Consider the following 25,169-nt stretch of genomic DNA (forward strand, 5'->3'; position numbering starts at 1 on the left):
GAATCAGGCGCTTCCGAGGCGTTCCCCCGGCAGAACCCCCCGTACCACGCCACCTCCTCTGCCCGACAACATCTACCCCGTGGACGGCCGTCCCCATTCGGAGACAGCTGCACTCCGCGGACGCACCTATGGGCGCTCCGGGCTCACCGCCAGCACGCGCTCCGGCTCGAAGGCGGCGGCAAGCTCGCTGCGTCCGTGCTCGACGAGCTCGGCCACGGCGCGGCCCGTGAGCGCGCTCGTGAGGATGCCCTGCCCCGCATGCCCGCTGGCGATCAGCACCGACCTCGTCCCCGGATAGCGGCCAATGAGCGGCTTGCCCCCTGGCGTCACCGAGCGCAGTCCCGCCCATGCCCTCCCAAAGCGCGCCTCACGCAACCTCGGTGCCAGCTTCGCCACCGTCGCTCCCAGGTGCATCAGTCCCGTCGGCGTCACGTGGCAGGCAAAGCCCGCGTCCTCCTCGGTCGCGCCCACGACGATCTCCCCCATCCGCCAGGGCGCCAGGTAGGTGGGCCCCGACACCACCCGCGTCAGCCTCACCTCGGGGTGGAAGATCGTCAGCATCTGCCCTCGCATGGGCTTCACCGGCAACGGCGGCAGCCCGGCGACTCCTCCGGACCACGCCCCCGCGCACACCACCAGCCTCCCCGCGCGGAGCGTCTCGTGCTCCGTCCGCACCTCCACTCCGCCCTCCACCTCGGCCACCCCGCGCGCGCCCTCGCCCAGGCGCACCCGCACGCCCCTCCGGTGCACGTCGTGCAACAGCGCGTTCAGGTAGGCCTCCGTGTCCACCATGAAGCCCTGCTCCGTCAGGAAGGCCCCGAGGATGGGCGTGCCCTCGAGCGCCGGCTCCAGTTCCACCACACGCGCGGCGTCCATCCAGGTGCCGAGCCACTCGGGATGGCTCACCGCCTTCTGTCCGAGCGCGTCCCGGCCCTTCGCGTCCATCGCCACCCGGAACACGCCCTGGCCCCGCCGCAGGTGCAGGCCATCACCCAGGGAGGCGAGCTCCTCGGCCAGCGCCCCGTGCGCCGCCCTCGTGAAGGCGAGCATGTCCGGGTCGTCCAGCAACCGCACCGAGGGAATCGCCACGCCCGCCGCCGCCCGCGAGCCCTGCCCTCCCGGGTCCATCGGGTCCAACACCGTCACCCGCGCCCCCAGCGTCGCCAGCCGGCGCGCCACGGACAAACCCATCACTCCGGCCCCGAGTACGAGGACGTCCTGGTTCGCGCTCATCGGTCAGCCTCGCTCCAGCGCACCGCCTGCATCCGCATCTCGCAGGTGTAGCGGCCCCGCTCGTCCTTCAGCCACAGCTGCTCCGGTGCCGGGTACATCTCCTCCACCGAGAGCTGATCCGCCGCTCGCGACAAGTACAGCAGCAACTCCAGCGCGAACGGGGACGCCGTGTCGATCAGGTACGGCTTGCGCTCCGTGGTGCTGCGCATGAAGACGAAACGCGGCCAACCGCTCGCCTGGCGCACGCGCTCCACCGCGAGCAGCAGATCCATCCCGCTCACCTGCGAGAACGGGGTGGTCGGCAACTCCCACCGCTCGCGCTGGTACACCGCGCCGCCGATACTCAGCCTCGGCAGGTGCCGGCCCTGGGTGCGCAGCTTCGCGTGCAGCACCTGCGGGTGCGCCAGCGCCGCGAACGGCGGATAGGTGTTGAAGTCATCCAGCGGCATGTACAGCGAGAGCCGCTGCCCCTCCCCATCCGTCAGCACCGGCCCCTCGCGCGTGGGCAGCACCTTCACGTCGTGCGGCTTCAGCGCGCCCTGCTCCACGTCCAGCACGTCCGACACCGAGTACATCAGCCGCCGTCCCGGGAAGACGTAGAAGCCCTTGTTACGCCGGCGGATGGCCAATCCCACCAGGCCGCGGGCCGCGGGCTCGCGCTCCAGCCACTGCCCGGCCACCGCCTCATAGCGCGCCCGGTCCGGATAGAAGGCGCTCAGCCAGCTCCACAGCATCAGGTGGTGGTGCACGCGGGCGCACATCACCTCGTACCCGTTCCCCGTCGCCGCGAGGCACACGTCCGGCAGCGCGTAACGGCCTCCTGGCTGCGAGGTGCCCAGGAAGTCCTCGGGCAGCGTGCGGGCGCGCGACATGTCCTCGTCGAGCAGGATGGGCGGCACCGGCGCGAAGCGGCTCCCCGACACCTGGTCCGGCCGCAGCCGCACCGCGTACTCCAGGAAGTCCAGCGGGCGCTCCTCGGAGCCGAGCGCGTCGCGCACCTGCTCGCGGTAGCTGCCCTGCACCCTGTCCCCGTACGCCGCCGAGAGCTCCAACCCTCCCGACAGCTTCGCCGCCATCTCCTCACTGAAGCGCCGGCCCAGCTTCAGCCGGAAGGGCGAGGACGCCTCCTCGTAGAGGATGAGCCGGTCCGAGTACACCTGCCCCTCGCCTCGCCGCGCGGGCTTGCCCGTGTACTCGGTGAAGCGCGCCTCCAGCGTCTGCATCAGCTCGCGGCGGCGGGCCAGGCCAGCGCCCTCGAACTCCGCGCGCAGGCGCTCCAGCTCGTCCAGCCGCGACAGCCAGCGCTCCCGGGTCTCCGAGGCGGGCAGCGCCGCCACCGCCTCGCGCAGGCTCGCGAAGGCGCCGAAGTCATTGGCGGCGAAGGGCAGGCCCAGCAATACCAGCGCCGACTTCACCAGCGGCACCACGAGCCGCTCCACCGTCTCCACCGGCAGGCCCAGCGCGCGCGAGGCCACGTCCAACGTCGGAGCCCCGGGCAGCACCGCGAGCAACCGCTCCGCCTCCGGCGACAGCGCCACCTCCAGCTTCAACGGCGCGCAGCTCGCTCGGCCCGGCCCCACCTGGAAGATGGGGTTGATTCGTAGCGGCAGATGCGGGCGTACCACGCGCTCGCGGCCCACCGCTCGGGCCAGCTCCGTCACCGCCCAGAAGGTGAGGAAGGTGCGCCGCCGCGTGCTCCCGCTCGGCACCACGCGCACGTCCGAGCCGTCCTCTCCATCGCACTCGCCATAGGAGATGGGGCCGAAGAAGCTCGTCGTCTCGTTCTTCGCGCAGAAGCGCTGGAGGTACGTGTAGACCTGCCGCTCCACCCGCCGCGCGTCCGAGTTGTCCGGCCGCTGCTCCCCCTCCAGGTAGCGCTCCCAGACGTTCTCGTACATCGCCGGGTTGGAGAAGAAGACGGCCTCCTGGATACCGGGCTCCGCCGCCCGCTCGCGCAGGCGCTTGCGCAACTCCTGCCGCTCCTCCGCGTACCGGGCCGATAGCGCCGCCCGGCGGGTCCGGTAGCGCTCCAGCGCCTCGGTACACCCGGGCCCGTACTTCGCCTTGAGCGAGGGCTCCTTGCCCTTCTCCAGTGCCTCGCGCGCCGTCCGGGCCGCGTCCTCGCCCGCGGCGCTGCGCACGGCCTCCACCAACGCCCGCTCGTCCTCGAGCAGCGCCACCACCTCGGAGCGCAGCCCCTCGGAGAAACCCAATCCCTCCAGCCAGTCGAACGGGAAACCCGCGTGCCGGAGTACGAAGACGTCGCCCAGCGTCCAGCGCTCGCTCATGCGTGTACCCTCTCGAGGACCGCGCGGCCCACCAGCGCCGCTTCCACCTTGCCGCGCTGCGCCTCCGGCAGCGTTGCGAAGAGCTCACCCACCGCCATCGGCTGCTCGGCCCCCGCCACCATCGGCGCGAGCCGCCCGTCCATGGCCAGCACTCCACCCGTGCGCAGGTTCGCCGCGTACCAGGAGGTTTTCGCCACTCCGTCCAGCGTCGCGGGCAGTTGCACCAGCGCGCAGTCCCCATCCAGCCGCACCCGGTCACCTCCCGGCGCCACGGGGCTCGGCGGATGAATGGAAGCCCACGCCACCCGGCCCGGGCTGAGCGGCGCGCGTTGCAGCAGCCTCCCCGCCAACGAGGTGAGCAACTCCGGCAGGCGGGCGTGCGCCACCGTCCCCGGCGCCTCGAAGGGCACGGTGCGAGACAAGTCCCGGTCCCCGGGCGGCGCGAGGAAGCGCACCGGCACGCCCGCGAAGTCCTCGCCAGAGCGTCCGCGCGTCCAGTGGAACTGCCTCACTCCGGAAACCCAATCGAACACGGGCCGCTGGCCGAGCAGCGTGAACGTCCGCTCGTGCGCGGCCTCGTCCACACCGGGCGCGCCCACCCACCACTCCGCCACCACGCGGGCTCCCGCCGAGCGCAAACGCTCCACCGCGGCGGCCAGCGGCTCCAGCGGCACGCGTCCGCCGTCACTGCCCAACACCCCGCCCTCGTCCACCGCGCAGAAACCCACCACCGCTGTACGGCAGCCACTCGCCACGAGGGCCTCGGCGTCGAGCAAGGCCCCCAGCGACACATGGCCGGCCCAGGCTCCACCGTCCGCCGGGGGACGTGCGCCCTCGGGGACCCAGGTGAGCGGCTGCGGCTCCGTCGCGTCCAGCCCCATCACCCTCCAGCGCAGAGGCACCACGTCCACGGGAAAGGAGGCCCGCTGGAAGGCCGGGAGCGCCAATAGCACCGTGCGATGCGTGGCCACAAAGGGGCCCGCCACCTCCAGCGGAACCGAGGCCGGACACGCCGCCGCCAGCGCCACCGCCGCCGGGAGTTGCAGGTCCTTCTCCAGCCACAACCGCACCCGCTCCGCTCCCGCGAAACTCCCGGCCGCACGGGCCAGGTCCTCATCGTAGGGCGCGGGCCGCTCGAGACTCCGCAGCACATCGGCCGAGCGCTCGGTGGTGCCGCCCTCCAGCTCGATGTCGTCCAGCCGCACGCGCACGCCCAACGGGGGACCCGAGAGCGCCGTCAGCACCGCGCCGAGCGCACGCAGGGGCCGGTGCGCATCCGCCCGCCCCCGCTTCCACAGCACGAGCGCCGCGCGCAGCAGCAGCAACTCCCGCATCGTCTCGGGCGTGGCGGGCCCGCGCTCGCGCGTCTCCACCGCTCGCGCCAGGGTCTCCGGAGCCATCATGCGCTGGCAGAAGGCTCGTGCCACGTCGAGCACCCGCCAGCCCTCGGGAGCTTCCGGCACGCACGTCACGTCACGGTGGGGCGGCAGGACGAGCAGCTTCATGAAGCCGTGCCCCACATGAAGCAGCAGCGCAGCTCCGCCGTGTGCCGCCCGCCCGCCGCGCCGAGCCACAACTGCCCCGGCGAGGGAAGCATCTCCGACAGCACCACCTCGCCCTTCTGCTCGAGCAGGTTGACGAAGACACGCAGCAGCGCGGGGCTCTGCACGTCGATGAGCACCGGCTTGCGCTCGCCCGGGAACTTCGCGAACACGTGCTCCGGCAGCCCCATGCGCGCCCAGATGCCCACCGCCGTCCGGAGCCTCGCCTTGTCGTCCTTGCACGCGACGAGCGCCTCGGCGTCCGCGGCTTCCAACCGCCACTGCTCCCGCTGCAGCACCGCGCCGCCCAGCTTCAACCGGGGCGTGTGCGCGCCCAGGGACACCCTCAAGGGCCGCACGCGAGGCAGCGCGAAGGCCGTCTGCACCAGGCTCTCCATCTCGCCGTTGTAGAGACACACCTCCGTCCCCAACCGCGTGGACAGCAGCCGGGCCGTGCGTCCATCGCTCTCCACCTGGAGGTCATCGAAGGGCAGCCGCCACGCCGAGGCCCGGGCGCTCACGCCACCCAGCTCGACGACGGGTCCGGGGAACTCCGAGGGCAACAGGCCGGTACGCCGTGAGGCCAGCACGGTGACGAAGGGCATCGGCCGCCGCAGCGCCCCGAGCGCCCGCACCATCTCGCTCTCCACCCGCCTGCGCTCCTCGTGGAACTGCAGCGCCCAGCCCCACACCAGGGCCGTGTCGTGCACATCGCCCACCACCAGGTCGTACTCGCCCCGGCTCCAGGCCTCCACGTCCGAGGCCCCCACGAGCAGGTCGATCGAGGTGACGATCGGCAGCGCCACATCCTCGCGCGGCGTGGGGAGCACGGATGGATCCAACTCCACGCACGAGGCCGCCGGGTCCGTGATGGCCGCCGCGAGCGCCGAAGCCACGCTGGTGTCATAGGGCAGCGGCTTGTCCCCATACGCCGCCACCACCTTCCAGAACGGCACCGTCCTCGCGCCCACCAGGGCCGCGACAGCCGAGCGGGCCGCCTCTCGCGTGCGCAGCGCCGCCTCGCCCATCAATCCGAGCGCCGGCTCCAACCGCCGCGTGAGCTCCCGTGCGCGCTCGCCGCCCAGCGTGAGGCGCAGGTCTCCACCGCACTCCTCCCGCATGGGGAGCCGGTCCTGGTAGAAGTTGTGGCTGTCCCCACGCGGCGCCTGCTGCGAGCCCTCCGCGGACGCAGGCGCGGGAGCCGGTGGCGTCACGTTCCACTGCTCGCGGGCGCGCTTCGCCATCTCCTCGTTGAGCGCCATCTTGGCCGCCGCGTCCGCCGAGCCGTAGCGCGACATCAGCCGCAGCAACCCCTCCAGCTCGCGCAGGTGCCCACGGGCCGCCGGGCCGGGGATGCCCGCGAGCCGCTCGGCCAGGTCCTCCAGCGGATGGTGCGACGCCGCGGGCACCTCGAGCTGATGGGTGAACAGGTTGCGCTGCAGGCCGAAGCGCACGGCCTCCATCAGCAGCGGCCACTCCACCCCGAGCGCCTCGCGCAGCTCCGCCAGGGGCCGCGTCCCATCCACCGCCTCCACCAACCTCGGCAGCAGCTCCTCCATGCTCGCGGGGTTCGGGGCCGCGCCCTTGCGCGGAGGCATCGCCGCGAAGGACTTGCGCCTCAGCACGAGCCAGAGCGCCACCTCGGGATCCGCCGCGATGGCGCGCACCAGGCCCAGCACCAACCACGAGGCCGCGAAGGTGTTGCGCCCCACCAGCAGCTCCGGGCCGGACCAGCGCACCGTGACGCCCGTGGGCGCGTCGGGCTCCACCCGGCCGTAGTTGATGGGGCCAAAGAAGCTCATCGTCTCGTTCTTCGCGCACAGGCGCTGCAGGTAGCTGGCCACCTGCCGCTTCAGCCTCGCGCCCTCCCGGCCGGCGATCAGATCCCTCGCCACCGGAGGGCTGGAGCTGGCCACCGCCTCCAGGAAACGGGGCTCGGTGCGCAGCGCCGCGAGCGCCGCCTCCACCCCGGCGGACTCACGGGTGAACGCCGCCTCGAAAGCGGACGCGGCCTCCTGCGCGGCGCGGGCGTGGACGTTGTAGGCCGTGAAGAACTCGGGGGACTCCAGGCCCTCCACCTCCACCGGGCGCCCCGCCTTCAACGCCGCCAGCACCGCGGACGGCGGCCGGCGCAGGCGCGGACCGCTCGCCTTCAGCGCCTCCAACTGCCGCTGCTCGGCCCAGAGCTTCCGGGCACTCGCCGCGGCCTCGGGACACCTCAGGCGATCCAGCCGCTCGAAGGCAAACCCGGTGGTGCGCACGACGAGGTGAGGAAAGAGATTCCAGCCCTTCATGTGTCACGCACCCCGGCCCTTTGGCCTTCGCGAGGGAGTCCCCTCTATTTCTTCGGCAGCGGAAGGACCTCCACGTCCTGCCCCGGCACCGCCATCACCCAACGCGTCCACACCGGCTGGTTCGGGCAGGTGACGAGCACCTCGATCTCCCTGCCCGCCTCGATGGACATGGCCACCGGCGTCGCACCGGGAGCCATCTCCGCGCCCACCTTGACGAAGCAGCCCGGCTGCCCGCCGACGTGCAGCTTGCCCTTGCTCCCGGGCTCCGGCCGCGCCTCGGGCAGGGTGCGCACATCTATGACGTCCTTGCGCACCGCGATGCCGAAGCGCCGCAGCTGACCGTTCACCGCGGTCGAGACGACGTTCTGGGTGGCACCTTCCAGGCTGAAGCCGCTGGGGTCCTCCATGCGGAGACCGGCGACATAGAGCTGCTCGCCCGGCTCGCGGTTGACGACCTCGACGCCGCCCCCCGAGAGCATCTTGGGCACCACCACGCCCGCCCCACCGACGATCAGCAGACCGACAATGCCGATGACGACCCACTTGAGCGGCGAGGACCTGGGCGCGGCGGGTTTCGCCGGAGCCTGCGCCTGAGCCGCCGCGGCCCTGGCGGCAGCCCCCACCGGAGCGGGCGCGGGCCCCACGTGGGTCGCCGAGCGGCCGGACACCGGGACGTTGGGCTGCAGCGCGGGCCCGGACGCACGAGGCGGCACCGCGGGCGTGGGGGACAGGGACGGACGCCCCGGCACGGGGGCCGGAGCCGCCGCGGCGGGCGCGGAGGCGAAGGAAGGACGTCCCGGCATGGGTGCGGACGCCGGAGCCGGCACGGACGGCATCCCGGGCGAGGACAACGCCGTCGGACGAGAGGCCACGGTCGGAGGCGGCGGCGGCACGACAGGCGCGGGGCGGGAGGACGCGGGCTGCGCGCCCGGGTTGGTCACCGTCGGAGGCTCGGGCGGCATCGCATTGGGGGCGATGAGGCCCTGCTGCGGTGGCCGGTAGACCTCGGTGCGCTCATCCGTCTCCGTCCGAGCGGGAGGAGGAGGCGGCGCCGCCGGAGCGCGCGGGGGCGCGGAAGGCTGCGGCACGGCACCAAACTGCCCGGTGCTCGACGGGGTTCCGGGACGCGAGCCCGTACCCGAACCGGCCGTCCGCCCGGGCACGTGCGTGTCCGCGAACCCCGAAGGCTCGCCCGTCCCACCGGGAGCAACGGAGCGCGACCCACTGCCCGGACTCCCGTGCCCCGCCACGCTCGGGAAGGAGCCGGTGGCCGGGCTGCTGGTGGTGGGGCCGAACTCCGCGAGCCTGTCTCCCAGCGTGGCCTTGAAGAACTGGGCCACCGCCGCTGGCGACGAGTTGAGCCGGTGGTGGGCCATCACCGCTTCGATCTCCTCGCGCATGGCCGCGGCGGAGGGCGTGCGGCGCGCGGGATCCTTCACCAGGGCGCGCAGGATGAGGTCCGACACGTCCTGCGGAATGGTCGGCTTGAGCTGCGAGGGCACCGGCGCCGGCTCGCGGACGATCGCGCTGAGCGTGGCCGCGTCATGGTCGCGCTTGAAGGGCAGCTGGCCCGTGAGGAGTTCGAAGAGCATCACGCCCAGGGCGAACACGTCGTTGCGCGCGTCCAGGGGCCGGCCCGAGGCCGCCTCGGGGGAGATATAGGAGATCTTCCCCTTGAGCACGCCGGCCTGGGTGTTCTCCTCGCCCTGCACCTTGGCGATGCCGAAGTCGCTCAGCTTGATGGCGCCATCGAGCGAGATGAGGACGTTGTGGGGGCTCACGTCGCGGTGCACCACCGGGTGGGGCACGCCGGCCGGGTCCACGTAGCTGTGCGCGTAGTGCAGGCCCGCGGCCGTCTCGGCGAGGATGCGCAGCGAGTGCTCGAGCGGCAGGGCGATGCCCTTGCGCCGCAGCTCGTTCATCAGCTTCTTGAGATCCGGGCCGCGCACGTACTCCATGAGGATGTACGCCACGCCGTCGTTCATGCCCACGTCGAACGTCTGCACGACGTTGGGGTGCGTGAGGCGCGCGTTGGCTCGCGCCTCGGCGAACAGCATGTCGACGAATTCAGCGCTCTCCGCGAACTGCGGGAGGATCTTCTTCATCACCACGAACTTCTCGAACCCCTTCACGCCCACCTGCTTGGCGAGGAACACCTCGGCCATGCCGCCCTGGCCCAGCCGGCGGATGATCTGCAGCTTGGTGGCGCTGATGGAGTTGCTGATGTCCGAGGTGCTGCCCTTGGGGGCGTTCGGATCCACGTTGGTGGAGCCGAAGAGGTACTGGCTGAGGGCGCGGGGCTCGAGCGCCTCGAGGTCCTCCAGGGGCCGGTCCACCAGCGACGAGCGGCTGAGCAACGGCACCAGCTGGGGGATGGAGGGAAGCCGCGCCGTACCGCCGCAGATGGGACACTCGCGCTCGGGGCTGGCGTTGGCGCGCAGCTTGGCGAGGTACTCGGAGGCCAGGGCGCGCTGCTGGTGCTCATGGCCGCAGTTGCGGCACTCGCAGGGCAGCCACAGCGTGCCGATCTGCGCGGTGAGCTGCCTGGTGAAGCGCGTGAGCGCGTTGAGCACCGGCGGAGGAACGCGGCACAGCACCACCTGGGCGCCCTGCGCCGCCGTGGCCAGCACCTGCTCCAGCTTGGGGACGGCCTCGGGCTCCACCTTGGTGACGTGGGAGAAGTCGAAGGCGACGCGCCCCTCCAGGCCCGAGGCCAGCCGGCGCACGTTCAGGTCGCCCTTCAGCTCGCTGGCGAGGGTGACGTACGTGATGTCGTCCTGGACGATCTTCAGGTGCGTGGTGAGGGCACTGGGCGCGCTGGGCGTGGTGGCGCGCAGGTAGCGCATCACCACCGGATCCACCGTGCCGAACTGCTGGCGCTGGGCGTAGTCGAAGAACTCGCTCGGCAGATCCGCGAACTCCAGCTTGCCGGCGCACACCGGGCAGGAGTGCTCGGGGGCGCGGCCCTCGGCGATGATGGGCGCCTCGGCCTGCAGGTCCACCAGACGCAGCCGGTCCTCGCCACAGGCGCGGCACGTGTAGGGCGCCAGCACCGACAACACCCGGGCCACGCCGACGAAGCCCTCCACCATGTTGAGCTGGTCCACCATCACCGGTGGCGCGTTCACCACGTACAGCGAGATGCCCCCGGGAGGCAGCTTGCTGGCGAACTCAATCCACCGCCGCACACCGAAGGAGCTGATGCGCTCCACCTGGCCCAGGTCGACGATGAGGAGCCCACCGAGGTCCGGCGTCGAGGACGTCAGCGGGAACGTCTCATCGATGACGCCGCCAATGCGCACGTGGTTGATGGTACCCACGCGCACACGGTTGATAGTGGCATTGGAACCCTGCGTCTCCACCGGCCCGCTCCTCATTCCGACTTGAAGTACAACAAGGACTTGGGAAGCGCGGCACGACGGCGCGCCTCACCGAACCCGACCACGCCCAGCATCCGCGTTTCCTTGCCCGGCACCACGCGCACGGCGATCAGCTCGCACGCCTCCACGATCCGCCGCATCCCCAGCCCCGCCCCACCGCCCGAGGCATTCACCTGCATGCGTCCGCCCAGCGAGCCCACCGCCCTCGCGAGGGGCCCCGGCGTCAGCCGCCCGAACAGGTCCACCGCCTCCAGGTAGATGCCCCCCTCGCCCACCGCCATGGACACCTGGCACACGTGCTCGGGCGCCACGGCCTGCACCGACTCGCGCCGGTGGGCATAGAGCGGCGTGCCGCTGGCATCCACCGGCGCGTCCAGCAGCGCGTTGGCCGCCAGCTCGTGCATCACCTCGGCCGCGAGGTTCGCCGCGCTCCGGCTGCCCTTGGAGGCCTCCACCAGCGCGATCGCCTCGGACGAGGCGCACTTGATGTCCACCACCCGCTCCAACCACAGCTTCGCCACCGGAGCACTGGGAGGCAGCAGCGGCTCGCCGCGCACGAGCGAGCCCAGCACCCGCACCTCCCACGCGGACGGGGTGCCCCCCGGCTCGCGCGTGGCCAGCAGCAGCGACGGAGGGTCCTTCTGAAGCAGCTCGGCGTGAGCCGGCCCCAGGCGGCCGTCGAAGAGGACCAGCTCACGCGCGGGAGCCCGCGCGCCCGCCCCACCCTTCACCAGCGGCAGGCCTCCGCGCACGAGCGTGGGCGCGGCCTGCTCCAGCGTGGCGGGAGCCAGGGACGCATCTGCGATCAGATGGAGGCCAGTGACGGCCCCCGGGTGATGGGCGATTCTCACGGTGACGGCTCAGTACTGGAGTTTGACCTCGCTGAAGAGGCTCAGCGGGGGCGCGGGGAATCCGTGGGACTCCTCATACTTCGCGTTGAAGAGGTTGGAGCCGACCACGGACACCGTCAGCCCCTTGGTGATGTTGGCGCCCACGCGCGCGGTGGCGGTGAAGTAGCCGGGCAGCTTCACCTGCTCGAACTGGCCGGTGTCGGAGTTCAGCTGGAAGCCCGGGTCGAAGCGGTCGCCCACGTAGAGGGCGTACAGCTCGGCGAAGGCGACCTTGCCGAAGTTCGTCCGGCCGCGCGCATACAGGCGGTGCTGGGGCGCGTAGTCGAGCGGGCGCTCCGGCCGGTCCCCGAAGGCGAGCGAGCGCGCGTCCAGGAACTCATAGGCCACGTCGAACGAGGAGTTGATGGCCGCCACCTGCGCCGCGGCCTCCAGCTCGAAGCCCCTCACGCTCGCGTCGCCGATGTTCTGGAACTGCGAGGTGGAGCCGAAGAGGAGCTCCTGATTGATGAAGTTCTTGGCCAGGTTGTAGAAGCCCGTGCCCGTCACGCGCACCGTGCGATCAAAGGGCCAGAAGTCCACCGAGGCCTCGACGGTGTCCAGCGTCTCGGCGCGCAGGGTGCCGTTGCCGAGCAGCGTGGCCGCGTACATCTGCTGGTTGATGGCGAGCTCGGCCAGCGTGGGCGCGCGGAAGGCGCGGCCGTAGTTGGCACGCAGCGTCAGGTCCGGCCGGGCGTGGAACACCACGCTGGCGCGCGGGGAGAGCTGATCCGTGCGCGCCTGCCAGACCTTCTCCGGAATCAGGTACTTGTCGTAGCGGGCGCCCGCGCTCACCACGAGCTGGCTGACGGGCCGGTACTCCGCGTCCACGAAGCCGCCGAGGATCTGCTGCTGGGTGTCCTCCAGCGTGAGGCCGGGCAGCACGTTGGGGTTGTTGACGAGGTCGTTCTTGTAGTCACCGCCGAAGGTGACGTTCAGGTCGCCCACGGTGAGCAGCCCGCGAACCTCACCACCCAGCCGGCGGCGCTTGCCCAGCGGCTCCTGGGGACTCTCGCTGTTGAAGGCGTTCTCCATCTCCACCTGGCGGCGCTTGAAGAGGGTGTACGCCTGGGCGAACACGCGCAGGTTGTCCGACACCTGCTGGTCGATCTGCGCGCTCGCGTTGAAGTTCTGCACGTGCTCCACGTCGTTGGCCGTGTAGTGGCAGCGGCCGCAGTTGCCCACCGTGGAGATCTGCGCGCCACCGGGACGGCCGAGCTCGGCGCTGGTGAAGGAGGCATCCAGCGCCACGCCCTTCACGTTCACCTTGCCGCTCACCTGGTGCACCAGCGAGTCCTCGTTGGTGTCCACGCGGTTGAGCTTCGGGTCATTGAAGAGCTGCGGGCCGTCCGAGCCGAAGCCGTAGTAGCTGACGAGCGCCTCGACCGGGCCGCCGCGTGCGGCCGCCGTGGCCTGCGCGCGCCAGGTGCGATCCTGGCCGGCCAGCACCCGCGCGTCCGCGCCCCAGTCGCGCCCGTCCTGCATCAGGTCGGACGGCTGGCGCTCGATGATGTTGATGACGCCGCTGAAGGCGTTGGAGCCGTACAGCGAGGAGCCGGGGCCCCGGATGACTTCAATCTGCTTGAGGTTGTTCAGCGGCGTGGTCTCGTCCGCGTAGAACTGGCCCGTCCAGGGGTCCGTCAGCGGGCGGCCATCCTTGAGCAGCAGGAGCCGGTTGGAGAGGTAGTTGGAGCCCAGGCCGCGCGCGCTCACCGCCGCCTTGCGCATGGCGCCACGGCGGCACTCCATGCCGGGGAAGTACTGGATGGCCTCGCACAGGGTGAACTGGCCGGTGCCCTCCAGCTCCTCGGCGGGAATCCAGGACACCGTCATCGGCACGTCCGCGATGCGCTGGTTGCGCTTGGACGCCGTGGACACCACGGCCTCGCTGAGCAACTGCTGCACGGACTCCTCGAGCGAGGAGTCATTGGAGGCGCCGCCGGCGAGCGGATCCGGAATGTCCACGCCGGCCATGCTGGCGGGAGGAGGCAGCGGCCGCCCGGAGGACGGCCCGGTGAAGGGCGCGCGCTGCGGGACGTTGCTGCTCGTGGCCGGAGCCGGCAGCGGCAGGGGCTTGCGCGTCTTCGGTGCATCCGACGCCGTGGAGGCCGGAGCCTGGGCCACGGCACCGCTGCCCCCCGCGCTCGAGGAGGCCGGCGAGGTGGACTTCGTCTGCGCCGCCCCACTGTTGGAGGCGAGGCCGCACATCAGCCCGACGAGGGCCGGGAGCCAAGCGATTCGAGTCGGTTGCATCGTTCTCTACGTCCCGCGAGGTGAAGGACAAACGTCCGAGGACACGTCCTGGGTCAGCCAACCGGTGCGCTCCCCCAGGCCGTTGTTGCGACGGCCATCCCCGAGCGCCCGGTTTGTCGAATTGTCGCTACTCTAACTTCTCGGAGAGGGAAAAGTCGCCCCCCTCCCCGGGTCAGTCGTCCGGTTGCTCCGCCGACACGTCCAGGGCGTCGGCGAAGGAAGGCAACACCGGTTGGAGGGCCGAGGGGTCCATGAGGGCCTTCGTCTCCACGCGCAGTGCGGGAGCATCCACCAGGATGGGCTGGCGGCGGGCCGGGCCGCTCTGGAGCAGCTTGCGGAAGTCCTCCAGCTCCTTGCCCTGCACGGCGACGAAGGCGCCAAAGGGGGCCACCGGCTCGAGCTTCTGCAGGTTCTTCGTCAGGTCATCCGCGTCGCCGCGCATGCCCACGAGGACGGCGCCCGGCACCTTGCTGCTGCGGAAGAGCACCCGGACGCCTTCGGGCACGAGGGACAGCGGCACCAGCGCGGCCTCGGCGCCCTTGGCCTCCAGCATCTTGAGGGCGGACTCCACGTTGGGCACCGGGGTGAGCTTGAAGTGCTTCTTGGCATCCAGGTCGCCGGCCAGCACCACGTTGGTGACGAACTTGGGGTCGGCCGCGCCCGCGCCCTTGACGATGGCGAGCCGCTTGCCCGCCAGATCCTTCACCGAGCCCTTGGAGTTGGAGACGATGGCCCAGCGCTGGGAGGTGTCGCCGGAGAGCGGAGCGAGCGCCACCGGGGTGGCCTTGGCGCCCAGCTGCACCGCGGCCCAGGAGTCCACCACGGCGAAGTCGACGATGCCCTCGGAGACGGCCTTCGAGAAGTCCTCGTAGCGGGCGAAGCTCTTGGCGCCGGTGGGCCGGCCGGTGGCCGTGGTCAGCTTCGCGGCGAGCGACTCGGCGTACTGGAAGCGCTGCTGGCCGTCGGACAGGGTGGAGGGCAGGAAGACGCCCAGGGTGGCCTTCTTGGGGGCCGCGCCAGCGGCGGGCACCCACGCGCACAGGAGCGCGAGGCCCAGGAGGAGCGAGCGGAGGGAAATCATGGCGTGTTGTCCGAAGCGGTGGCGCTGGAGGGCACGGGGTTGGAGGTCGGGGCGGGGCTGGCCGGATCGGACAGGCCGTAGATCATCTGCAGCCTGTCCTTCCACTCGCGGACGGCGGCGGCGCGAGGCCCACCGGAGGCGAGGTAGCGGCGGTAGGAGTCCACGGCCTCGCCCATGTCGCGGCGGCGCTCCTGGGCGTCGATGCCGAGGTTGAGCGTGGCCTGGGGCACGGTGCCCTCGAGCTTCTTCCAGACGGCCACGGCGTCCGCGGTCTTCTTGCCGCGGTAGGCCACGCAGGCGAGGTTGTGCTGCAGGCCCGGGCTTTCGGGCGCGAGCGCCAGGGCGGACTTGAAGGCCTTCTCCGCGGCGCGCATGTTGCCGGAGCCGTAGGCGCGCTCGCCCTCGCGGCGGAACAGGGCGCTGGTGAAGGCGGCCGTCCACTGGGCCTGCTCGGGGATGGGGCGTTTGGTGGCGGCGGCCAGCGCCTTGCGCGCCTGGGGCAGCTGGTCTCGGCGGTAGAGGACGAAGGCGTCCACGAGCTGGCGGGTGTTTGGCCGGGCCCACGCGGGCGTCGGGCTGAGCGAGCGCTTGAAACCGGCGCTGGCATCCCCGAAGCGGCCCTCCTCCGTCTGGGCGAGCGCCTTGGTGAAGGCGGACAGGCGGCCCAGGTCGGACGCATTGCCACCGACCCCGGCGCGCTCGGCGGCCTCCACGTCCTGGCGGGCACCCGAGCCGTCACCGGTCTCGAGCCGCGCGAAGGCACGGCGCAGGTAGGCGCGCGAGAGGTTGGCGCGGGTGACTTCGATGGCGCGCTTGGAGGTGCCAGGGTCGGCCAGCCGCTTGAGGGCGGCGTCCACCTGCCCGAGCTCCATCTCCGCGAGCGCCGAGCCGGCCGACACATCCGCCAGCGAGGCCACGTCCGGAGCCATCTGCTCGGCCTTCTGGAAGGACTCGAGCGCGTCCTTGGGAGCGTTGGCGCCGAGCCGCGCGTAGCCGAGCAGCAGGTGCTCGCGCCAGGTGGTCTCGGGCATCTGCACACCCTGCTCCATCACCTTGCGGGCCTCGGCGTAGGCGCCCTGCTGCAGGAGGGCGGCGCCCAGGCGGCGGGCCATGTCGGAGGTGCGCTCCAGGTCGAAGGCGCGGCGCAGGTCGCGCACCGCGTCGTCCACGCGCCCGTTGCCGGCGCGGTCGCGGGCGCGGTGGGCCAGCGCGCGGGCCAGCCACTTCTTCGCGTCCGCGTTCTCCGGCTCCACCTTGAGGGCGTTGGCGTAGTCGTCGATGGTGAGGTCCCACTGGCCGGTGGCGAAGTGGTCCGCGCCCAGCAGCACGTGGCCGAGCGCCTGCTTGGGAGCCATCTCCACCACGCGGCGGTGCACCTCGACGGCGCGCGCGTAGCGGCCGGCGCGGCGGTTGACGCTGCCGAGCGTGGACCACAGCTCCAGGCTGTCGGCGCCCGACTGCACGGCGCCCTCCAGGAAGGAGATGGCCTCCTCGTTGCGGCCCTGCTTCTGCAGCGCCATGCCCACGGCGATCTGCGCGGCCACGTCGCCGGGGGCCTGGTCCAGCACCTTGCGGTACTCGGTCTCCGCCTCGGCGGGCCGAGCCTGGGCCATGCGCACGTCACCGAGCAGCATGTGCGCCGACGGCGTGCTCCCCAGCTTCACCTGGGCGAGTGCCTGCACCTCGGCGCGCGGCACGTCGTTGGAGGCGAGCAGCAGCCGGCCCAGACGCTCCTTGGCCTCGGGCACCTGCGGGAAGCGCACGGTGAGGCCCTCGAGCAGCGCCATGGCCTCGGCCAGCTTCCCTTCCAGCTCCAGCACCGCGCCCAGCCCCATCTGGATGGAGACGGACTCGGGCCGGCCCACCTGGGCGCGCTCGAAGGACAGGCGCGCCGCCGCCGCGTCGTTGCGCAGCAGGTGGCCGCGGCCGAGCAGCTCGTGGATCTGGTAGTCGTTGCCGGCGAGCTTCTCCGGGCGCTGGGCCAGGTAGGCCTGCAGCTCGGCCACCACGCCCTCACCGTCCTGGGCGACGAGGGCGTAGTAGCTGCCCAGGTAGTAGTGGACGAGCAGGTGCTCGGGCTTGTTGGCCACCGTCACCTGCTGCAGCACGGGGACGGCCTCGTCGTAGCGCTTGAGCTTGAAGAGCGCGATGCCCAGCGGATAGGCCAGGTCCAGCGACTCGCGGTTGGCCGCGTACACCGGGGCCACGCGCTCGGCGACGCGGGTGTAGTCCTGGAGGGCCAGGCCCACGGCACCGAGGCCCGCGGCGGCCGGCACGGAGGTGGGCTCGGTGGCGAGCGCCTTCTCGAAGAGCTCGAGCGCCTTGCGGTACTTGGACTCGGCGCGCTTCTTGTCGCCGGAGGTGGCGGCGGTGCTGGCGTCCACCTGGGCCGACTCACCTTCCCGGACGAGCCGCTGGGACTCGGTCATGGGAGGCGGACGGTACTGGGCGAACGCGCCGGTGCCGGTGAGCGAGGAGGCGAGGACGAGGGCCGCGACGAGGCGGCGGACGGGGGGACGGGGGAGGCGTCTCATGCGGCTCATGGGGAAGCGGGGCTGAACTCGGCGACGACCACGGTGATGTCGTCCTGGGCGGGCTGGCCGGCACTGAAGGCACGCGCATCCGCGAGGATGGCATCGCGCAGGGCCTCGGCGGACAGGTGGGCGTTGGCCTGGAGGGCGGCGGCCAGGCGCTGGGTGCCGTACTGCTTCTGGCTGGCGTCGCGCGACTCGGTGAGGCCGTCCGAGTACCAGACGATGATGTCACCGGGCCGCAGCTGCGCCTGGCGCGAGGCGTACTGGGAGTTGGCGTTGGCGCCCAGCAGCGCGCCGCGCGCCGGCAGCGAAGCCACCTGGCGCGAGAGGCGGTTGTAGACGATGGGGCTGGGGTGGCCGCCGCTCGCGTAGTCGATGACGCCCGACTGCACGTCGATGAGGGCCAGCGCGCTGGACATCTGGTGCTCGCCCTTGCCCACGTGGGCCATGGTGACGTTGAGCGAGGAGATGAGCAGCTGGGCGGAGAGCTCCGCGGGCGGGCGCATGGTCATGGCCGCGGCGAAACCGCTGGTGGCGCTGGTGGCCACGAGGGCGGTGGCCAGCCCATGGCCGGTGACGTCGCCGATGCCGATGACGACGCGCTGCTCGTCCAGGGCGGCGCGCGTCCACCAGTCGCCGCCGCACGCGTCCGCGGTGACGACGAGGCCGGCGATGCGCAGCGGACCCGCCTGGAAGCCCTCGCGGCCGGGCAGCAGCGTCTCCTGCACGGTGCGCGCGAGCGACACGTCTCGCTCGAGCTGCGCCTTGGCGCGCACGTCCTCGAGCAGCACGTTGATGCGCTCGGCCATGTGGTTGAACACCACCCCGAGCGTGGTCACCTCGCGCCCGGCGCCCCCCACCTCTTCGGCGCGCGCGCCCAGGTCACCGGCGGCCAGCTGCATCACCTTGCCGGTGAGCACGCCCAGCGGCCGCGTAATCCGGCGGCTCTGGATGGCCACCAGCACGCCGGCCACCAGCAGGAAGCCCAGGCCCAGGCCCGCCATGGTGGTGGCGTTGCGGCGCAGCGACTCCTGCTTGGAGGACTCCAGCGCGTGCAGCTGCCTCTGCAGGCTCTCCAGCGAGTAGCTGATGACGACCACGCCCTTGCCGCTCTGCGAGCCGTAGTCGATGGGCTCCTGGTACTCGATGATGGGCTTGCCCTCGTAGAGGGCGCTGGTCCAGCGGCGCTCCGGCTTGCGCTCGGTGGAGGTGCCCAGCTTCGCGTCCGGGGCCGAGTCCGCCGCCAACTGGCTGTCCGCGTCGTAGATCTGCACGCGGAGGATGTTGGGGTTGTCGGCGATGATGGAGCGCGCCACCTCGCTGAGGAAGGCGTAGTTGTTGTCGCGCAGCGACGTGGCCGAGGTGAGCGACAGGGTGTGGCTCAGCGTCTGGCCGAGCTCGGTGGCCTGGGCCTGCACCTGCTCGGTGAAGCGGCCCGAGGTCGCCTCGAACTGGGACTTGGTGGACACCCAGGCCACGGCGGCGAGCAGGCCCACGATGACGCCCACGAGCAGGCCGGTGGTGACGAAGAGGAGCTGATCCAACCGCAGGCCGCGGATGGCGGCCACATCGGGCAGCTCGCCGGCCTCCATGGGGGCGACGATGGTGCCCGTCATCTCCGGGTAGAGCGGGGAGATGGACGTCGAGGTATTCCCGGCCGCGCGGGTGGCGGTACCCGTCAGGGTAGGCTCTTGATGCTCGAACGACCCACCAGGAGGGGGCTGGGAGGGCAGAGGGGCGTTGGACAAGGCAGGACTCTGTTCGGCGCTGGGGGAGAGCGCGACGTCTATTGGGTGCTGAGAGACCGCGACTCTAGCGCAGTTTTCCAGTTACGCGAGTCCCCCTGTCGGATGGGGGGAGTAGGCTCCCGCCCCCCTCAGAGGGGGATTTCGCTCGCAGTGGAGGGATTGACCCGCACACCGGGAGCCTCTAACAGGACGGACAGTGTCCCTGAACCAGCGTGCGCGTTCCTTTGGCCAGTGGCTCGTCCTCGGCTCCGTGGTGGGCGGGGTGTGTGGCGTGGCCTCGGCGGTGTTCCTCTACCTGTTGGATCGGGCCACCCACTTCCGCACCCACCACGAGGTGCTCGTCTACACCCTGCCCCTGGCGGGCCTGGCCATCGGCGCGCTCTACGCCCGGTGGGGCACCCCCATCCGGGGCGGCAACAACCTCGTCATCGACACGGTGCACGAGGGCGACAAGCAGCTCCCCCTGCGCATGGCCCCCATGGTGCTGCTGGGCACGGTGCTCACCCACCTCTTCGGAGGCAGCGCCGGGCGCGAGGGCACCGCCGTGCAGATGGGGGCCAGCCTCGCGGACGCCGTGGCGCACCGCTTCCGCGTCCCGGCCGCCACCCGCCGCGAGCTGCTCGCCGCCGGCATCGCCGGGGGCTTCGGCTCCGTCTTCGGCACACCCATCGCCGGCACCGTCTTCGGGCTCGAGGTCGTCGCCGTGGGGCAGCTGAGCTACGAGGCGCTCGTGCCCGCCCTGGTGGCCGCGGTGGTGGGGGACCTCGTCACCCGCTCGCTCGGCATCCACCACACGCTCTACCCCACCCCCGCGTCGCTGCCCCTCACGCCGGAGGTGCTCGGCAAGTGGCTCGTCTTCGGCGTCGCCGTGGCCGGGGTGGCCGTGGCCTTCGTGGAGCTGGTCCACTTCCTCAAGAAGCGGCTGGAGAAGCGCGTCCCTTCCCTCCCCCTGCGCATGGCGCTCGGAGGCGCCGCCGTCGTGGTCCTCTGGAAGGTGGTGGGCACGAGCGACTACCTCGGCCTGGGCGTGCCCACCCTCGAGCGCGCCTTCGTGGACCCCACCCTGCCCCCCGAGGCCTTCGCCCTCAAGCTGCTCTTCACCGCCCTCACCCTGAGCGCCGGCTTCCTCGGCGGCGAGGTGACGCCGCTCTTCTTCGTGGGCGCGGCGCTCGGCAACGTGCTGGCGCGGCTGCTCGGCCTGCCGTTGGACCTGGCGGCGGGCGTGGGGCTCGCCGCGCTCTTCGGGGCCGCGGCCAACACACCGCTGGCCCTGTCCCTCATGGCCGTGGAGCTGCTCGGCTCGGGCGTGCTGCCTCACGTCGTCATCGTCACCGTCACCGCCTACCTCCTCACGGGGCAACGCGGCATCTACCCGTCGCAGCGCATTGCCCGGCTCAAGCACGGAGGGCCGCTGCTCTCCCGCCTGCTGTCCTTGCGAGAGCTGGAGACCGGGCCCGGAGCCCCTCCGGGGGAGCAGCCCCCGACGGAGCCTCCCGCGACGCGAGACGCTTCCCGTCCGCCCCGTTAGCAACGACCTGCGGGCCGAAGAGCCCTACCCCATCAGCCCGCCTGCTGGCTTCCAGCAGCCGTTTCCGGTGCGCTTCTCAGCCACCCACGCGGGGCGTGAAGCCCTCGTGACGGGCTCTCGCCTGTGCCGCAGCGCGGCATGTCCGCGACCCGGAAAGCGGCGCCGGGGCGCTTGAGCTTCCCGGGTCCCTTTGGGGTATAGGGGGCCCGTTCTTTCCCCCTGACTAGAGAGACGCGCGTGCCGAAACCCCGCCTCCTCAACCGCGAAGAAGATTCGCTCCCGCTCGAGCGGGAGCTCCTGGTCCGGATGCACGACCTGATGGTGAAGGCGCGCGTCCTCGAAGAGCGCCTCATCCAGATGTACAAGCAGGGCCACGGCTATTTCTGGATCGGCGGCCCCGGTGAGGAGGCCTTCAACGTCCCCCTCGGCCTGCTGATGAAGAAGGGCCAGGGCCCGGCCTACGACTACCTGCACGCGCACTACCGCCAGTCGGCCACGATGATGGCGCTGGGCGAGGAGCCCATCGGGGCGCTGCGGCAGATGAAGAACGTGGCGTCGGACCCCTACTCCGGCGGCCGCAACTTCGCGGGCCACTTCTCCAAGCGCGAGTGGAACATCGCCCCCGTCTCCTCCCCCATCGAGGTGCAGTACGGGATGGCCCCGGGCACGGCGCTGATGCAGAAGCGCCACGGCGGGGACGCCATCACCATCGTCACCGGCGGTGACGCGGGCACGGCCGAGGGCGATTTCGCTTCCTGCCTCGTGTGGAGCTCGCGCAAGGGCCAGGAGCTGCCCGTGCTCATCATCGTCACCAACAACAAGTGGGGCATCTCCACCTCGGCCGAGGGCCAGCACGGCGAGACGCACGTGGCCGACCGCGGCAAGGCCTTCAACATGCGCACCAAGACGATTGACGGGAACGATCCCATCAACGCCTACCTGGAGCTCAAGGAGGCCATGGAGTACGTGCGCACGGAGCGCAAGCCCTTCCTGATGGAGGCCGAGGTGTCGCGCCTGTACGGCCACTCGTCCGCGTCCGGCGCCAACTTCGTGGGCAACGAGCAGGACTGCCTGGCCCAGTTCGAGGCCCGCCTGGAGAAGCACGGCATCCTCACGCGCAAGGAGATGGACGAGCTGCGCAACCGCTACACCGAGGACATGGCCGCCATGGCCCGTCAGGTCCGCGAGGAGCCGCTGCCGGCCCCCGAGACCATCTGGAACCACATCTACGCGGAGAGGAAGTAACCCATGGCCAACATGGCTCAGGCCGTTCGCATGGCCCTGCACTACGCCGAGACGCACCTCGGTGTGACCGACATCTTCGGCGAGGACGTGGGCGCCCCCCTGGGCGGCGTCTTCACCGCCACGCAGGGCCTCAAGACGGCGTGGAACTCGCCCCTGGACGAGCGCGGCATCATCGGCATGGCCATCGGTCTGGCCATGGCCGGCGGCAAGCCCGTCGCTGAAATCCAGTTCGCCGACTACATCTACAACACCATCGATCTGCTGAAGATCGCCGGCAACACCTGCTGGACCACGAACGGGGACTGGAACCTCCCCATGGTGGTGAAGACGCCGGTGGGCAGCGGCATCCGCGGCTCCATCTACCACTCGCACTCGTTCGACGCGACGGCGACCCACATCCCGGGCTGGAAGATCGTCATCCCCTCCAACCCGCTGGATGCGTACGGCCTGATGATCTCCGCGGTGCAGGAGATCAACCCCGTCATGTACCTCGAGCCCAAGGCGCTCTTGCGCATCAAGGGCGAGGAGCGCATTCCGGGCGAGCCCGAGGACGAGAAGCTGCTGTCGAAGATGATCGACGCGCCGCTGGGCGACCGCTCGCAGTGGAAGCCGCAGTGGCCGGCGCTCGAGGCGTACGCGGTGCCCATCGGCAAGGGCAAGGTGGTGCGCTCGGGCTCGCAGCTGACGGTGGTGAGCTACGGCCGCACGCTGCCCCTGTGCAAGAAGGCCGCGGACGACCTGGCCGCCGAGGGCGTGGACGCCGAGGTCATCGACATGCGCTCGCTGTGGCCGTACGACTGGGAGCTCATCAAGGGCTCGGTCGAGAAGACGGGCCGCGTGCTGTACGTGAACGAGGACACCGAGGTGACCAACTTCGGCGAGCACCTGGTGCGCCGCACGGTGGAGGAGCTCTTCTACAAGCTGGTGGCGCCGCCCCGGCTGCTGGCCGGCAAGTTCATCCCGGGCATCGGCCTGGCGGACACGCTGGAGATGGCCTCCGTGCCCCAGCTGGGTGACATCACCAGCGCCATCCGCTCGCTGTCCGCCGAGCAGCCCTGATTCCCGAGCGGCGAGAAGATCCAATGTAGGCCCAGGAGGGCGGCCCGGAGAAGCGACCGGAGCCGCCCTCTGCCTTTGCGAGGTTGCCCGCCAGTTGGGTAGAGTGCGAAGGCCGTGCAATCGACGCCATCGAGAACTCCAGCCCCCGACGCTCCTCCCTACCGCATCCGCCGCGCGCGCCGTGGCGACGCCGAGAGCCTCGCCTCGCTCCTGCGCGAGATGGGCTACGCCCATGGCTCGGATGCCCAGACGGTCCACTGGGTCATCAGCCATCCGGAGATTGAAATCTTCGTGGCGGCGGACTCGCAGGACCGGCCCGTGGGCATGGTGTCGCTGTCGCACCGGCCACAGCTGCGGCTGCGCGGGCGCATCGCCACCGTGGACGAGCTGTGCGTGACGGAGTCCTGGCGGCGCCGCGGCGTGGGCCGGGCGCTCATGCAGCAGGTGCTGGAGCGCTGTGGCGCCCGGGCGCTGAGCGTGAAGCGGCTCGAGGTGAGCGCCTACGCCCTGGTGGAGCTCAAGGGCTTCTACGAGTCCTGCGGCTTCGCGCAGGTGGACAACATGGTGATGCGCCACACCGAGCTGGAACGTCAGCACGGGCAGTAGCGCATCACCCACTGGGGCCCCTCGGGGCCCCTCGCCTTTTCAGCGCTTGAAGCTGGACACCACGCGCTGCAGGCGGTTCTGGTCGGCCTCGCTCACGTCGATGAAGCGCACGCCAATGGCCTCGGCGTCATCGCGCACCCACGAGATGATGCCCTCGAGGTCGAAGTCCTCCCCGCTCACCGTCATCTGCAGGCGCACGCGCGAGCCCACGTCGTAGGATTTGCGCGTGCGCAGGCACAGCCCTCCGGCCGACACGTTGAGCGAGTACGCGCGCAACGCCCGCGCGGCGTCCTGGGCCTCCTGGAAGCGCACGTCGAACGTCGCCGACACCCTCTCATGGGCCCTCCGGTTGGCCATTCCCACCGCCGACGACTCCACTGCCTCGGCCGTCTTCATGCTCATGCGCAATTGCTTCCCTCGGGCGTGATACGGATGGAAGCCCTTTGGAGATGACGCATCTCGTCAAGGACTTCGTGACACCCGCAAGTGTCCGCTGTCCTCCAGGCCGTGTTCAAGGGGGGCCCGTTTCTACCCGGACGTCTTATTAGTCACGTTCGCGACTCGATGCGGGGGCCAGGAATGCGGGTGAACGGACTTCTCTTGTGCGGTGTCCTCGTGCTCGGACTGACGGTGGGGGCGTGCCGCAATGGCGGCAACTCCCAGGGGGACGCCGGGGACGACGCGGGACAGAGCGCGGACGGGGGGAGGAACGGGGACGGAGGGACGCCGGATGGGGGCGGGGACGAGCCGGACTCCGGGTGTGATGTGGCGCGGCAGCAGGGCTGTGACGCGGGCGCGCTGTGTTTGCGGGGACTGCTGGAGGGAGGTGGGCAGGGCAACCGCTGCTTCCCCGGCGAGTGCGACCTGGTGGCGCAGGACTGCCCCGCCGGAAACAAGTGCACCTACGTGCGCCAGGGCAGCGTGACGAGCCGCCGCTGCGTGCCGGACGGGACGGTGACCGAGGGAGGGACGTGCACGAGCACCGTGACGCCGGGAGGGGAGCTCACCTACGACACGTGCAAGGCGGGGCTGTACTGCACGGATCAGGTGGCGGCGGATGGAGGCATGGCCTTCGCGTGCCAGAAGTTCTGCTACGGCAGCGCGCAGTGCACGGCGCCACGCGATTGCATCGAGGTGCTGCGCTTCACGGGCTCGGACGAGCTGCCGCGCGTGTGCGGGGAAGCGGGGCCGAAGTGCGAGCTGCTGGCGCAGGGGTGCGCGAGCTCGTTGGGGTGCTACCCCTCGCCGAGCAGCGGGCCGGTGTGCGTGACGGCGGGCACGGTGGAGGACGGCGCTGCGTGCACGTACGCGAATGACTGCCGACCGGGGAGCGCGTGCGTGAAGGAGGGCGCGGGCCTGACGTGCCGCAAGCTGTGCCGCGCGCCCTCGGGAGAGCCCGGCTGCGCGAGTGGACACTGCGAGCCGCTCCAGGACTTCGCGGGAGTGGGCGCCTGCGTGCCATGAAGGTAAAGAGGGTCCGTGGACTCTCCTC

Annotated in this window: 16 protein-coding genes; 5 read left to right on the forward strand and 11 right to left on the reverse strand. The window is 71.4% G+C overall.

From position 1 onward, the window contains the following. Positions 1–126 precede the first annotated feature (126 nt). The 10 genes from ACJ8AN_RS27150 to ACJ8AN_RS27195 form a co-directional block, all read right to left on the reverse strand. The gene (locus ACJ8AN_RS27150; RefSeq protein ID WP_407758387.1) at positions 127–1,233 is read right to left on the reverse strand and encodes an NAD(P)/FAD-dependent oxidoreductase; all 1,107 of its coding nucleotides are present in this window, start codon (positions 1,231–1,233) and stop codon (positions 127–129) included. Beyond that, positions 1,230–3,521, reverse strand: a complete 2,292-nt coding sequence (locus ACJ8AN_RS27155; RefSeq protein WP_407758388.1) for a lantibiotic dehydratase — start codon at positions 3,519–3,521, stop codon at positions 1,230–1,232. Before ACJ8AN_RS27155 ends, ACJ8AN_RS27150 begins: the two co-directional genes overlap by 4 nt. Beyond that, positions 3,518–5,026, reverse strand: coding sequence for a hypothetical protein (locus ACJ8AN_RS27160; RefSeq protein ID WP_407758389.1), 1,509 nt, complete (start codon positions 5,024–5,026; stop codon positions 3,518–3,520). The genes ACJ8AN_RS27155 and ACJ8AN_RS27160 overlap by 4 nt, the downstream gene beginning before the upstream one ends. Then, entirely contained in the window at positions 5,023–7,356 is a 2,334-nt protein-coding gene (locus ACJ8AN_RS27165) for a lantibiotic dehydratase (RefSeq protein ID WP_407758390.1), read from the reverse strand. The genes ACJ8AN_RS27160 and ACJ8AN_RS27165 overlap by 4 nt, the downstream gene beginning before the upstream one ends. A 44-nt stretch (positions 7,357–7,400) precedes the next feature. Continuing rightward, a complete protein-coding gene (locus tag ACJ8AN_RS27170; protein WP_407758391.1) occupies positions 7,401–10,733 on the reverse strand; it encodes a protein kinase domain-containing protein in 3,333 nt (1,110 codons plus the stop codon). Beyond that, complete coding sequence (locus tag ACJ8AN_RS27175; RefSeq protein WP_407758392.1) at positions 10,730–11,587, reverse strand: hypothetical protein; 858 nt, start codon at positions 11,585–11,587, stop codon at positions 10,730–10,732. Before ACJ8AN_RS27175 ends, ACJ8AN_RS27170 begins: the two co-directional genes overlap by 4 nt. 9 nt (positions 11,588–11,596) lie before the next feature. Then, entirely contained in the window at positions 11,597–13,876 is a 2,280-nt protein-coding gene (locus ACJ8AN_RS27180) for a TonB-dependent receptor domain-containing protein (RefSeq protein WP_407758393.1), read from the reverse strand. Between the two features lie 172 nt (positions 13,877–14,048). Next, positions 14,049–14,957, reverse strand: coding sequence for a PhnD/SsuA/transferrin family substrate-binding protein (locus tag ACJ8AN_RS27185; protein ID WP_407758394.1), 909 nt, complete (start codon positions 14,955–14,957; stop codon positions 14,049–14,051). After that, a complete protein-coding gene (locus tag ACJ8AN_RS27190) occupies positions 14,954–17,491 on the reverse strand; it encodes a tetratricopeptide repeat protein (protein WP_407758395.1) in 2,538 nt (845 codons plus the stop codon). Before ACJ8AN_RS27190 ends, ACJ8AN_RS27185 begins: the two co-directional genes overlap by 4 nt. 5 nt (positions 17,492–17,496) lie before the next feature. Continuing rightward, on the reverse strand, positions 17,497–19,107 hold the full coding sequence (locus ACJ8AN_RS27195) for a SpoIIE family protein phosphatase (RefSeq protein ID WP_407758425.1): 1,611 nt from the start codon (positions 19,105–19,107) through the stop codon (positions 17,497–17,499). A 328-nt stretch (positions 19,108–19,435) separates the two neighbouring features. On the opposite strand from ACJ8AN_RS27195, the gene ACJ8AN_RS27200 reads away from it, so the two are divergent. From ACJ8AN_RS27200 to ACJ8AN_RS27215, 4 genes are all read left to right on the forward strand, one after another. After that, positions 19,436–20,767, forward strand: coding sequence for a chloride channel protein (locus tag ACJ8AN_RS27200; RefSeq protein WP_407758396.1), 1,332 nt, complete (start codon positions 19,436–19,438; stop codon positions 20,765–20,767). A 237-nt stretch (positions 20,768–21,004) separates the two neighbouring features. Beyond that, positions 21,005–22,012, forward strand: a complete 1,008-nt coding sequence (locus ACJ8AN_RS27205) for a thiamine pyrophosphate-dependent dehydrogenase E1 component subunit alpha (protein ID WP_407758397.1) — start codon at positions 21,005–21,007, stop codon at positions 22,010–22,012. Between the two features lie 3 nt (positions 22,013–22,015). Continuing rightward, entirely contained in the window at positions 22,016–23,071 is a 1,056-nt protein-coding gene (locus ACJ8AN_RS27210; RefSeq protein ID WP_407758398.1) for an alpha-ketoacid dehydrogenase subunit beta, read from the forward strand. Between the two features lie 114 nt (positions 23,072–23,185). Then, a complete protein-coding gene (locus tag ACJ8AN_RS27215; protein ID WP_407758399.1) occupies positions 23,186–23,677 on the forward strand; it encodes a GNAT family N-acetyltransferase in 492 nt (163 codons plus the stop codon). Between the two features lie 39 nt (positions 23,678–23,716). Here ACJ8AN_RS27215 and ACJ8AN_RS27220 read toward each other — a convergent pair whose 3' ends face one another. Beyond that, a complete protein-coding gene (locus ACJ8AN_RS27220; protein ID WP_407758400.1) occupies positions 23,717–24,079 on the reverse strand; it encodes a TIGR02266 family protein in 363 nt (120 codons plus the stop codon). A gap of 183 nt (positions 24,080–24,262) precedes the next feature. Here ACJ8AN_RS27220 and ACJ8AN_RS27225 point away from each other — a divergent pair, with 183 nt between their 5' ends. After that, entirely contained in the window at positions 24,263–25,141 is an 879-nt protein-coding gene (locus ACJ8AN_RS27225; RefSeq protein WP_407758401.1) for a hypothetical protein, read from the forward strand. Positions 25,142–25,169: the final 28 nt, after the last annotated feature.

Source organism: Archangium sp. (assembly GCF_045802675.1).
Lineage (GTDB): Bacteria > Myxococcota > Myxococcia > Myxococcales > Myxococcaceae > Archangium.

What these genes read in the sequence shown, in the direction of transcription:
- ACJ8AN_RS27150 (WP_407758387.1), bottom strand. Translation starts at nt 1,233, where the DNA reads ATGAGCGCGAACCAGGACGTCCTCGTACTCGGGGCCGGAGTGATGGGT.
- ACJ8AN_RS27155 (WP_407758388.1), bottom strand. Translation starts at nt 3,521, where the DNA reads ATGAGCGAGCGCTGGACGCTGGGCGACGTCTTCGTACTCCGGCACGCG.
- ACJ8AN_RS27160 (WP_407758389.1), bottom strand. Translation starts at nt 5,026, where the DNA reads ATGAAGCTGCTCGTCCTGCCGCCCCACCGTGACGTGACGTGCGTGCCG.
- ACJ8AN_RS27165 (WP_407758390.1), bottom strand. Translation starts at nt 7,356, where the DNA reads ATGAAGGGCTGGAATCTCTTTCCTCACCTCGTCGTGCGCACCACCGGG.
- ACJ8AN_RS27170 (WP_407758391.1), bottom strand. Translation starts at nt 10,733, where the DNA reads ATGAGGAGCGGGCCGGTGGAGACGCAGGGTTCCAATGCCACTATCAAC.
- ACJ8AN_RS27180 (WP_407758393.1), bottom strand. Translation starts at nt 13,876, where the DNA reads ATGCAACCGACTCGAATCGCTTGGCTCCCGGCCCTCGTCGGGCTGATG.
- ACJ8AN_RS27185 (WP_407758394.1), bottom strand. Translation starts at nt 14,957, where the DNA reads ATGATTTCCCTCCGCTCGCTCCTCCTGGGCCTCGCGCTCCTGTGCGCG.
- ACJ8AN_RS27190 (WP_407758395.1), bottom strand. Translation starts at nt 17,491, where the DNA reads ATGAGACGCCTCCCCCGTCCCCCCGTCCGCCGCCTCGTCGCGGCCCTC.
- ACJ8AN_RS27195 (WP_407758425.1), bottom strand. Translation starts at nt 19,107, where the DNA reads ATGACGGGCACCATCGTCGCCCCCATGGAGGCCGGCGAGCTGCCCGAT.
- ACJ8AN_RS27210 (WP_407758398.1), top strand. Translation starts at nt 22,016, where the DNA reads ATGGCCAACATGGCTCAGGCCGTTCGCATGGCCCTGCACTACGCCGAG.
- ACJ8AN_RS27220 (WP_407758400.1), bottom strand. Translation starts at nt 24,079, where the DNA reads ATGAGCATGAAGACGGCCGAGGCAGTGGAGTCGTCGGCGGTGGGAATG.